Annotated in this window: 12 protein-coding genes; 10 read left to right on the top strand and 2 right to left on the bottom strand. The window is 47.0% G+C overall.

Going from position 1 to position 9,705, the window contains the following annotated elements:
* Positions 1-1,219 (bottom strand): membrane integrity lipid transport subunit YebS (gene yebS / locus VJY99_RS02095; protein ID WP_324115881.1); only part of this gene is annotated, 1,219 nt, incomplete at its 3' end.
* Positions 1,220-1,391: 172 nt separating this feature from the next.
* On the opposite strand from yebS, the gene VJY99_RS02090 reads away from it, so the two are divergent.
* The 5 genes from VJY99_RS02090 (at position 1,392) to kdgR (ending at position 6,885) form a co-directional block, all read left to right on the top strand.
* Positions 1,392-1,880: a GAF domain-containing protein gene (locus VJY99_RS02090; protein ID WP_324115879.1), complete on the top strand. Its 489-nt coding sequence runs from the start codon at positions 1,392-1,394 to the stop codon at positions 1,878-1,880.
* A 104-nt stretch (positions 1,881-1,984) separates the two neighbouring features.
* Positions 1,985-2,665 carry an RNA chaperone ProQ gene (gene proQ, locus VJY99_RS02085; RefSeq protein ID WP_324115878.1) on the top strand — a complete coding sequence of 227 codons (681 nt, stop codon included), beginning with the start codon at positions 1,985-1,987 and terminating at the stop codon, positions 2,663-2,665.
* Positions 2,666-2,685: 20 nt separating this feature from the next.
* Positions 2,686-4,734 (top strand): carboxy terminal-processing peptidase, encoded by a 2,049-nt coding sequence (prc, locus tag VJY99_RS02080; RefSeq protein WP_324115876.1) that lies wholly within the window; start codon positions 2,686-2,688, stop codon positions 4,732-4,734.
* A 192-nt stretch (positions 4,735-4,926) separates the two neighbouring features.
* The gene (gene htpX, locus VJY99_RS02075) at positions 4,927-5,808 is read left to right on the top strand and encodes a protease HtpX (RefSeq protein WP_324115874.1); all 882 of its coding nucleotides are present in this window, start codon (positions 4,927-4,929) and stop codon (positions 5,806-5,808) included.
* 285 nt (positions 5,809-6,093) lie between these two features.
* The gene (kdgR, locus tag VJY99_RS02070) at positions 6,094-6,885 is read left to right on the top strand and encodes a DNA-binding transcriptional regulator KdgR (RefSeq protein WP_324115873.1); all 792 of its coding nucleotides are present in this window, start codon (positions 6,094-6,096) and stop codon (positions 6,883-6,885) included.
* Positions 6,886-6,952: 67 nt separating this feature from the next.
* Here the strand turns inward: kdgR and VJY99_RS02065 are convergent, their stop codons facing one another.
* The gene (locus VJY99_RS02065) at positions 6,953-7,192 is read right to left on the bottom strand and encodes a YobH family protein (protein ID WP_324115871.1); all 240 of its coding nucleotides are present in this window, start codon (positions 7,190-7,192) and stop codon (positions 6,953-6,955) included.
* A gap of 158 nt (positions 7,193-7,350) precedes the next feature.
* On the opposite strand from VJY99_RS02065, the gene mgrB reads away from it, so the two are divergent.
* The 5 genes from mgrB to VJY99_RS02040 all read left to right on the top strand — a co-directional run.
* On the top strand, positions 7,351-7,494 hold the full coding sequence (mgrB, locus tag VJY99_RS02060) for a PhoP/PhoQ regulator MgrB (protein WP_121815636.1): 144 nt from the start codon (positions 7,351-7,353) through the stop codon (positions 7,492-7,494).
* Between the two features lie 74 nt (positions 7,495-7,568).
* A complete protein-coding gene (locus tag VJY99_RS02055; protein WP_324115869.1) occupies positions 7,569-7,856 on the top strand; it encodes a YebO family protein in 288 nt (95 codons plus the stop codon).
* A 37-nt stretch (positions 7,857-7,893) separates the two neighbouring features.
* On the top strand, positions 7,894-8,895 hold the full coding sequence (locus VJY99_RS02050) for an MBL fold metallo-hydrolase (protein ID WP_324115867.1): 1,002 nt from the start codon (positions 7,894-7,896) through the stop codon (positions 8,893-8,895).
* A gap of 530 nt (positions 8,896-9,425) precedes the next feature.
* On the top strand, positions 9,426-9,569 hold the full coding sequence (locus tag VJY99_RS02045) for a DUF2627 domain-containing protein (RefSeq protein WP_324115865.1): 144 nt from the start codon (positions 9,426-9,428) through the stop codon (positions 9,567-9,569).
* A gap of 13 nt (positions 9,570-9,582) precedes the next feature.
* Positions 9,583-9,705 (top strand): cold shock domain-containing protein (locus VJY99_RS02040; RefSeq protein ID WP_422653019.1); only part of this gene is annotated, 123 nt, incomplete at its 3' end.

The raw sequence follows: 9,705 nt of genomic DNA, 5'->3' as shown, positions 1-9,705 counted from the left end.
ACTCATGTGCGTCCCAAAGTAGTCGGCTATCCAGCCATTCGACTGCAAGAATAGTTAAAATAACCGCCGCGCCAAAATAAAACGCGGCCGGTCCCATAGTGAATGCCAATAACTGATCTCGATTAACCAGCGACATCGTGAGCGAAATAACAAACAGATCGAGGATCGACCAGCGGCCAATCCAGGTAATAAAGCGTAGCAATAAAATGCGTGTTCTAAGCCCTCGCTCGCATTTGAAATGAATGCTTATTAACAATGAAATCAGTACGATAATTTTGGTAAAGGGCACCAGGATACTGGCAATGAAAACCACCGCAGCCACGGCGACATTACTCTCTGCCAGGGAAATAATACCTGAAAAAATAGTATCTTCCTGACGCGAGCCATTGACGTAAAGAATTGAAATCGGCAACAAGTTGGCTGGCAGCAATAAAATTAACGAGCCGATTAATGCCGCCCAGGATTTTTGCAGGCTGTGGCGACGGCGAACTCTGAGTGGCACATGGCAACGTGGGCAGCGCCCGCGTTTATCCGGCACGCCAGTGAAATTGCAGCCGAGGCACACGCGCAGTTGCGCATTCCATGCGTGGGAAGGGCGTTGTGGGTAGAACCGTGACCACAGTTGCTCTACGTTCAAATGGATTAGGGTTAATAAACTCAAGATGACGAGAGCGATAAACGCCACTAAACCTAAACCGGGCTGGATGAAGGCGAATTCTCTAACTTTGATGCAGGCCACGCCAATGCCAACCAGATAAATATCGAGCATCACCCATTCTTTGAGCTTCTCCAGCATCAGTAAAACCGGGCGTAAATTCATCCCAAGAATATTACCGAAATAGAGATAGATAATACCCACGACCAGCGTGGCGGGAGCGCCAACGGCACAAAACATCACTATTGCCGCCGTCAGAGGACTGCCCTGACGGGTCATTTGCCAGATACCCTGAAACAGGTTGGCATCGATACCCGCACCTAATAAATAAACCCGGACCAGTGGCTCTGAAAAGGCAACAGGCATCAGTAACAGCATGGCAACTGCCATGGCCGCCAGACGTGTTAGTGACCAATCGCGGCCATGGAACACTTTAGCGTCACAACGCGGGCAATACGCGCTTTGCGACGATTTAACCAACGGTAACGAGAAAAGTGTATCGCATTGGGGGCAACGCTGATAACGTGCCTGCGGTACAGCATGGCTAATGGCGTGTATTTTCATGTTTCATCGTATGCAGGGAATACCGTTGACGCATTGGGATATCTCATCGGGAAATTAAATATTCGTTAAGCGTATATTAATTCATGGGATGATACACCTTGTGGCATAACGCATTTAATGCTTATTTTACTATGCTATGCAGTTGAGTAAGACAACACACTATGGTTAATCAATGAACAAAGAACAATTTTACGCGGACCTAAACCGCGATTTCAGTGCGTTAATGGCAGGTGAAACAAGTTTTTTGGCAACGTTGGCAAATACCAGCGCATTGCTGTTTGAACGTCTTGAAGGCGTTAACTGGGCAGGGTTCTATTTACTGGAGGGAGAGACGCTGGTTTTAGGACCTTTCCAGGGCAAAATTGCCTGCGTGCGCATTCCGGTAGGTAAAGGCGTATGTGGCACAGCGGTATCCACCAAAAGCATTCAGCGCGTCGAAGATGTGCATGCTTTTGATGGTCATATTGCCTGTGACGCTGCCAGCAACTCCGAAATTGTTCTGCCGTTAACCGTAAACGGCGAGCTTATTGGGGTTCTGGACATTGATAGCACTGAGTTTGGTCGTTTTACAGCTGAAGACGAACTGGGCTTATCTCAACTGGTAACGCAGCTTTCGCTGACGCTTGCCGACACGGATTTTAAAAAATTCTTCACTCGATAGCATGATAAACAACGGATAACGTGGCATTTGCTGATAGCGTCATTATAATGTCGCCTGTTCATGCCTGCGGATTGTTGGCAACTCCGTTGTAATCAGGAAATTTCATGGAAAATCAACCTAAGTTGAATAGTAGCAAAGAAGTCATCGCCTTTTTGGCAGAGCGTTTCCCACAGTGCTTTAGCGCTGAAGGTGAAGCCCGCCCCCTGAAGATTGGTATCTTCCAGGATTTAGTCGCGCGCGTTGAAGGGGAGATGAGCCTCAGTAAAACTCAACTTCGTTCCGCGTTACGTCTTTATACTTCAAGCTGGCGTTACCTGTACGGTATTAAAGTCGGCGCGACCCGTGTTGATCTCGACGGAAACCCATGTGGTGAACTCGATGAGCAACACGTTGAGCATGCTCGTAAGCAGCTTGAAGAAGCAAAAGCTCGCGTTCAGGCCCAGCGTGCAGAACAGCAAGCGAAAAAACGCGAAGCGGCTATTGCTAACGGTGAAACCGTTGCAGATAAGCCTCGTCGCGATCGCAAGCCACGTCCAGCACCGCGTCGTCCAGAGACTACAGAACGTAAACCACGTGCAGAAAAACCGGCTCCTCAGGCTCCGCGTGAAGAAAAACGCACTCCGGTTACGGACATTTCTGCTTTGCAGGTGGGTCAGGCAATCAAAGTCAAAGCGGGTAATAACGCGATGGATGCCACCGTACTGGAAATTACCAAAGATGGCGTACGTGTACAGCTAACTTCTGGTATGGCAATGATCGTACGCGCAGAACACTTGCAGTTCTGAAACGGAGGCCAGACCCGGGCATGAACAAACTCTTTAAGCGTACGGCTGTCGCTAGTCTGTTGTTTCTTGCAGGTAGTGCTCTGGCCGTCGAAAATATCACGCAGGCTTCTCAAATCCCGCAGTTAAAGGAAGAGACACAGCATGCTACGGTGAGCGAGCGTGTTACGTCTCGCTTCACTCGTTCGCATTACCGTCAGTTTGACCTGAATGAAGATTTTTCCGCAAAAATTTACGATCGCTATCTAAACCTTCTCGACTATAGCCACAACGTGCTGCTTGCCAGTGATGTTGAGCAGTTTGTGTCGCGGAAAAAACAGATCGGCGATGAATTGCGCACCGGCAAACTGGATGTGTTTTACGATCTCTATAATCTGGCCCAGAAGCGCCGTTTTGAACGCTATCAATACGCGTTGAAGGTGCTGGAAAAGCCGATGGATTTCACCGGCAATGACACCTTCAATGTGGATCGCAGCAAATCGCCGTGGCCTGCAAACGTTGCAGAGTTAAACACTCAGTGGGACAGCAAAGTTAAGTTTGACGAATTGAGCTTGAAGCTGACCGGTAAAACCGATCAGGAAATTCGTGAAACGCTGACTAAGCGCTACCAGTTTGCGATTCGTCGACTGGCGCAGTCCAACAGCGAAGATGTTTTCTCTCTGGCAATGACCGCGTTTGCGCACGAAATCGATCCACATACCAACTATTTGTCTCCACGCAATACCGAGCAATTCAATACTGAAATGAGTCTATCTCTGGAAGGTATTGGTGCGGTGCTGCAAATGGATGATGACTACACGGTGATCAATTCAATGGTTGCGGGTGGTCCGGCAGCGAAAAGCAAAGCGATTACCGTGGGTGATCGTATTGTTGGTGTCGGCCAAACGGGCAAAGCCATGGTTGATGTGATTGGCTGGCGTCTTGATGATGTGGTTGCGTTGATCAAAGGGCCAAAAGGCAGCAAGGTTCGCCTGGAAGTCTTACCTGCGGGCAAAGGGACTAAAACACGCACCGTTACGTTAACGCGTGAACGTATTCGTCTTGAAGATCGTGCGGTTAAACTCACCATTAAAACGGTCGGCAAAGATAAAGTCGGCGTACTGGATATTCCAGGCTTCTATGTTGGTTTGACGGATGACGTCAAAGTCCAGTTGCAGAAGATGGAAAAACAGAACGTGAAGAGCGTGATCATCGATTTGCGTTCTAACGGTGGTGGGGCATTGACCGAAGCCGTGTCACTTTCTGGTCTGTTTATTCCAGGTGGCCCAGTGGTTCAGGTTCGCGATAACAACGGTAAAGTGCGTGAAGACAGCGATGCCGATGGTGTTGTGTATTTTAAAGGCCCGCTGGTTGTCATGGTTGACCGTTTCAGTGCTTCCGCGTCTGAGATTTTCGCCGCAGCGATGCAGGATTATGGCCGTGCGCTGATTGTCGGTGAACCGACCTTTGGTAAAGGTACTGTTCAGCAATATCGTTCACTGAACCGCATCTATGACCAGATGCTGCGCCCTGAGTGGCCTGCATTAGGTTCTGTGCAATACACCATCCAGAAGTTCTACCGCATTAACGGCGGCAGTACTCAGCGTAAAGGTGTTACGCCAGATGTCATGATGCCAACCGGCACTGAAGAGACCGAAACTGGCGAGAAGTTCGAAGATAATGCACTCCCATGGGATAGCATTAACGCCGCAACTTACGTCAAGTCAGGTGATCTGACTCCGTTTGAGCCTCAGTTGCTTAAACTGCACCAGGACAGAATTGCAGCCGATCCTGAGTTCCAGTACATCATGAAGGACATTGCTCGCTTCAATGCCCTGAAAGAGAAGCGTAATATTGTCTCTCTGAATCTTGCTCAACGTGAGAAAGAAAACCAGGAAGACGATGCGACGCGCCTGGCTCGTATCAACGATCGCTACAAACGAGAAGGTAAAGCTCCGTTGAAGAAACTGGAGGATTTACCGAAGGATTACCAGGAACCCGATCCTTATCTCGATGAAACGGTTCATATCGCCCTGGACCTTGCAAAGGTTCAGCAAGATAAACCCGTCGAGCAACCGGCTCCTGCTCAGTAACTCCCCAACAGGCACAAATTTTTGTGCCTGTTTTTTTGACCTCTATCTCGCTGCGTAAACCTACCTAGTCCTGAATGTAAAGTTATGTATTATTAACCACTTGGCAACAATGAATACTTGAAAATAGCAAGCTTGCCCCTACGATGTGGGGTAACGCAGAATGCGTATTTTTAACCGAGGTAAAAGAAAATTATGATGCGTATCGGGCTTTTCCTGTTGACCAACCTTGCAGTCATGGTCGTTTTCGGCCTAGTGCTAAGCCTGACAGGGATCCAGTCTAGCAGCGTACAGGGTCTGATGATCATGGCGGTGTTGTTTGGTTTTGGTGGTTCAATCATCTCGTTACTGATGTCCAAATGGATGGCATTACGTTCAGTTGGCGGTGAAGTCATTGAGCAGCCACGTAACGAAACTGAACGCTGGCTGATGGATACCGTTCGTCAGCAGTCGCAGCAGGCGGGGATCGCTATGCCACAGGTGGCGGTTTACCATGCGCCGGACATTAACGCCTTTGCCACTGGCGCACGCCGTAATGCTTCGCTGGTAGCTGTCAGTACGGGTCTGTTGCAAAACATGAGCCGTGACGAAGCGGAAGCGGTTATCGCTCACGAAATTAGCCATATCGCGAACGGCGATATGGTAACGATGACGCTGATTCAAGGCGTGGTGAACACCTTCGTTATCTTTATTTCTCGTATCATTGCGCAGGTTGCCTCAGGCTTCCTGTCAGGTAACCGGGAGGAAGGTGAAAGTAACAACGGCAACCCGTTTGTCTATTTTGCGATTGCGACGGTACTTGAACTGGTATTCGGTATTCTGGCAAGCATGATAACCATGTGGTTCTCGCGTCACCGTGAATTCCACGCTGACGCAGGGTCTGCCAAGTTGGTCGGTCGTGAAAAAATGATTGCCGCGTTGCAGCGACTGAAAACCAGTTATGAACCGCAAGAAGCGAGTAGCATGATGGCGTTTTGTATCAATGGTAAGGCGAAGTCAATGAGCGAATTGTTCATGACTCACCCACCGTTGGACAAACGTATTGAAGCACTGCGTAACGGCGAATATCTGAAGTAGTCGTCACCGGTGATAAAAAAGCGTGCCATCGCTGGCACGCTTTTTTTATGTCTGGCCCTTCCTGCAGCACGCGAGAAATGTCAACCCATCAGCAAGCGTTTTATCCATAGGAAAGTTTGATTTCAGCGAGCAGTATTCGAAGAGAAATAGTAATAGCACTAAATTTACGGGATATGTCGCAGATTCGTAACGTAATAGAATAGATCCGTTGCGATGACATGGTAGTCAACTTATACTAAAAACCAGTTCTGATTTTTATAAAACACATGCGATCGAGGTGATTTAATGGCAATCGCAGATTTGGATAAACAACCCGATTCTGTCTCATCTGTCCTGAAAGTTTTTGGCATTTTACAGGCGCTTGGCGAAGAACGCGAAATTGGTATTACCGAATTATCGCAACGCGTAATGATGTCAAAAAGCACCGTCTATCGCTTTTTGCAGACAATGAAATCCTTGGGTTATGTTGCTCAGGAAGGCGAATCTGAGAAATATTCGCTCACGCTAAAGCTGTTCGAACTTGGCGCGCGTGCGTTGCAAAATGTTGATTTGATTCGTAGTGCAGATATCCAGATGCGCGAACTGTCGCGTCTGACAAAAGAAACGGTCCACCTGGGTGCGTTGGATGAAGACAGTATTGTCTATATCCACAAGATCGACTCAATGTACAACCTGCGTATGTACTCGCGTATTGGTCGTCGTAACCCGCTGTATAGTACAGCCATTGGTAAAGTGCTTTTGGCATGGCGTGATCGTGAAGAAGTGCGTGAAGTTCTTACTGACGTTGAGTATACCCGCAGTACTGAACGAACCATTACCAGCACTGAAGAGTTGTTAGATGTTCTGGATACTGTTCGCAAGCAAGGTTATGGCGAAGATAACGAAGAACAAGAAGAAGGTTTGCGCTGCATCGGCGTTCCTGTATTTGACCGCTTTGGTGTTGTGATTGCAGGGTTAAGTATTTCATTCCCGACTCTGCGTTTTTCTGAAGACAGGCTTCATGAATATGTCGCTATGCTGCACGACGCTGCACGTACTATTTCAGAACAAATGGGTTATCACGAATATCCATTCTGATGAAAAATCAAACGCCGCTTAATAGCGGCGTTTTTTTCTCTTCGTTTTCCTACTACCTGTTTTCCTACTACCCGTTATCAATAACCTTGTCACTTTTACGCAATACCGGGCAATCGCTGAGTCCAAAAATCCCGCTCTCGCTATGAATATATTGCGCGGTGGTGATATTTCGAGCAGTGAGGTATTTGCATTGCAGCCCGATACCCGCTGCATTTTGATGGCTCCCAATTAGCACCCCGTACCCGGAGAGGAGTAAACCGATCCACAGCAGCACTATGACCAGAATAGTGCGGATCACAATACGCATATCTGCCTCTTATTATGACTTTATTAGAGTGCTAAGCGTAGCGGATAACACTGAAGTATCAATATGATGATTCTTAAATAAGATATATGTTGAGTGATACCTGGTTTAGGTTGGATATGCCAGACTTACCATCGAGATTTTTCAATGGGGAGAATGTAGTGAAAAAGTACAGATGGTTCATCTTAGTTGCGGTTTTTTTCGTCTGTTTGCTACTCTGGACTCAGATGGTCAACGTGATGTGCGATCAAGATGTACAATTTTTCAGCGGCATTTGCACAATTAACAAATTTATTCCCTGGTAGATACTTATTATCCACATGATGCTTACCTTAGAGCGCGGCAGGTGTAGAATAGCGCGTTTTACTGAGGTGGTAAGATGAACGAATTAAGTGTTGGCGCGTTGAATATCGTGTCTCTGACAGTTTCCCTGGTGGTGCTGGTTATCGGGCTCGCAATGTGGTTCTTTGTTAACCGTGCGAGTAGCCGTAGTAATGAGCAGATTGAGCTGCTTGAAGAGTTGTTGGATCAACAGAAACGACAAAATGCGTTGTTACGCCGTTTGTGTGAAGCTAATGAACCCGAAGCCGTGAAGGAAGCAGCTCAAGAAATTAAGGAAGAAGACGCGCAGGACGACGATTTTATTCGGCTGGTGGCAGAACGTTAATCCTGGCACAAGCGTTTGTGTCGCTACGGAGTGACTCATGCGTTGGAAGAATCCCTGGTTTAATCCCCTAAAATCTCATCATCAAATTGACGGTTTTCGTAATCTGGAACCACACTTACGAAAATCGGGTGACGTTGAGCGTTGGCGAAAAGAGCGGAAAGAACAGGGATTGCCCCATCCACCTGGTGGGGGGTACGCGGCCTTTACTGCTCAGTGGTGGCAAAAGGCTGAACTTAAAGGGCATGACGATCGGGTATGGTGGCTCGGTCATGCAACAGCATTGTTGCGTATTAATGGCCGATATTTACTGACTGATCCTGTCTTTTCCTGGCGAGCCTCACCGCTCTCATTTGCCGGCCCGCAACGTAAAACTCCTCCTCCCTTGTGTGTCAATGAATTGCATCAGCTTGATGCAGTACTGATTTCGCATAATCATTATGACCATCTTGATAGTGCAACGGTTCGCCAGATTATCCGCCGCTTTCCGGACACGCATTTCTTCGTCCCACTGGGGTTAAAGCAATGGTTTACCCGGCGAGGTATTCGTCATGTGACAGAGTTGGATTGGGGGCAGAGCCATAGCTGGCAGGGGATGACTTTTACCGCAGTACCTGCACAACACTGGAGCATGCGTTCGTTTTGGGACCGCAACCGCAGTTTATGGTGTGGGTGGATAATCGAAGGCGCTAGCTTACGTATTTGGTTCAGTGGTGACACTGGCTTTACCCAGACTCTGGCCGAATTCGCACTCAGCAGAGGCCCTTTAGATCTCGCGTTGATTCCGATTGGTGCTTATTCACCCCGCTGGTTTATGAGTAGCCATCATATGGACCCACAGCAGGCCGTTACGCTCTGGCAACAGCTGAACAAACCTTTTACGGTTCCCATTCATTGGGGTGTGTTTGAACTGGCGGATGAATCACTGGATATGCCGCCACAAGAGTTGTTGGCCGCACTGGATGATAATGATGATGAAAGCCGGTTCTTCGTACCTCTGCGTATTGGTCAAAGTTTGCCCTTAATTAAAGTTATAGTTTAAATATTACCCAGAAAGTTAAAGTTTAATTTTGGACTATCTAAGATAGTTATATTATATGGTTAATATAGCGAAACGTTTTTATTGCATGATTGTGAAGCAAGACGTCATTAAACTTTCATTATTTTGGTGCAATATAAATAGGATACTGCTCAAGCTTTATTCATTCTGGCAATCGGGTTATTTCTTTTACCTATTTCACATTTTTTAAGAAGTTCTGCATTGCTCATTTTTTGAATAGCTATGCTAAAAAAATCATTAAGATAATGTATGTTATGTCGACTTTTTCGTACTTAGTCTGGACGAGGAGATATGTTTGGGCTATGGTAAAAACGTTGTCTACGGTCATCACCTGAAGGTTACGAATCGTGTTTGTTCACTACTAAATTTATGCATATTTTGTGCATTTCTTTTTCGTGAACAATATGGGGTTCGGAATTTGTGCGACAGATCGATACACGCCGAAAAATGGCTTGCCATTGATTGCGTTGTATGTGATAACACGTTGAGTTAAACGAGGTACAGTTCTGTTTATGTGTGGCATTTTCAGTAAAGAAGTCCTGAGTAAACACGTTGTCGTTGAATACCGCTTCTCTGCCGAGCCTTATATTAGTGCCTCATTCAGTAATGTCTCTGTTTTAGCTAAGTTATGCCTTCGGGCAAAGAAAATAATCTAAGGAATTTTGCAAAATGGCAAAGATTAAAGGTCAAGTTAAGTGGTTCAACGAGTCTAAAGGTTTTGGTTTCATTACTCCTGCTGACGGCAGCAAAGACGTGTTCGTACACTTCTCTGCAATCCAGGGTAACGGCTTC

Source organism: Buttiauxella sp. (assembly GCF_035271705.1).
Lineage (GTDB): Bacteria > Pseudomonadota > Gammaproteobacteria > Enterobacterales > Enterobacteriaceae > Buttiauxella.
This window is presented reverse-complemented; position numbering and strand designations above follow the sequence as displayed.

Excerpts from the sequence above, each read along its gene's own strand:
- VJY99_RS02090 (WP_324115879.1), top strand. The coding sequence starts at position 1,392 with ATGAACAAAGAACAATTTTACGCGGACCTAAACCGCGATTTCAGTGCG.
- proQ (WP_324115878.1), top strand. The coding sequence starts at position 1,985 with ATGGAAAATCAACCTAAGTTGAATAGTAGCAAAGAAGTCATCGCCTTT.
- prc (WP_324115876.1), top strand. The coding sequence starts at position 2,686 with ATGAACAAACTCTTTAAGCGTACGGCTGTCGCTAGTCTGTTGTTTCTT.
- htpX (WP_324115874.1), top strand. The coding sequence starts at position 4,927 with ATGATGCGTATCGGGCTTTTCCTGTTGACCAACCTTGCAGTCATGGTC.
- kdgR (WP_324115873.1), top strand. The coding sequence starts at position 6,094 with ATGGCAATCGCAGATTTGGATAAACAACCCGATTCTGTCTCATCTGTC.
- VJY99_RS02065 (WP_324115871.1), bottom strand. The coding sequence starts at position 7,192 with ATGCGTATTGTGATCCGCACTATTCTGGTCATAGTGCTGCTGTGGATC.
- VJY99_RS02055 (WP_324115869.1), top strand. The coding sequence starts at position 7,569 with ATGAACGAATTAAGTGTTGGCGCGTTGAATATCGTGTCTCTGACAGTT.
- VJY99_RS02050 (WP_324115867.1), top strand. The coding sequence starts at position 7,894 with ATGCGTTGGAAGAATCCCTGGTTTAATCCCCTAAAATCTCATCATCAA.
- VJY99_RS02045 (WP_324115865.1), top strand. The coding sequence starts at position 9,426 with ATGTGTGGCATTTTCAGTAAAGAAGTCCTGAGTAAACACGTTGTCGTT.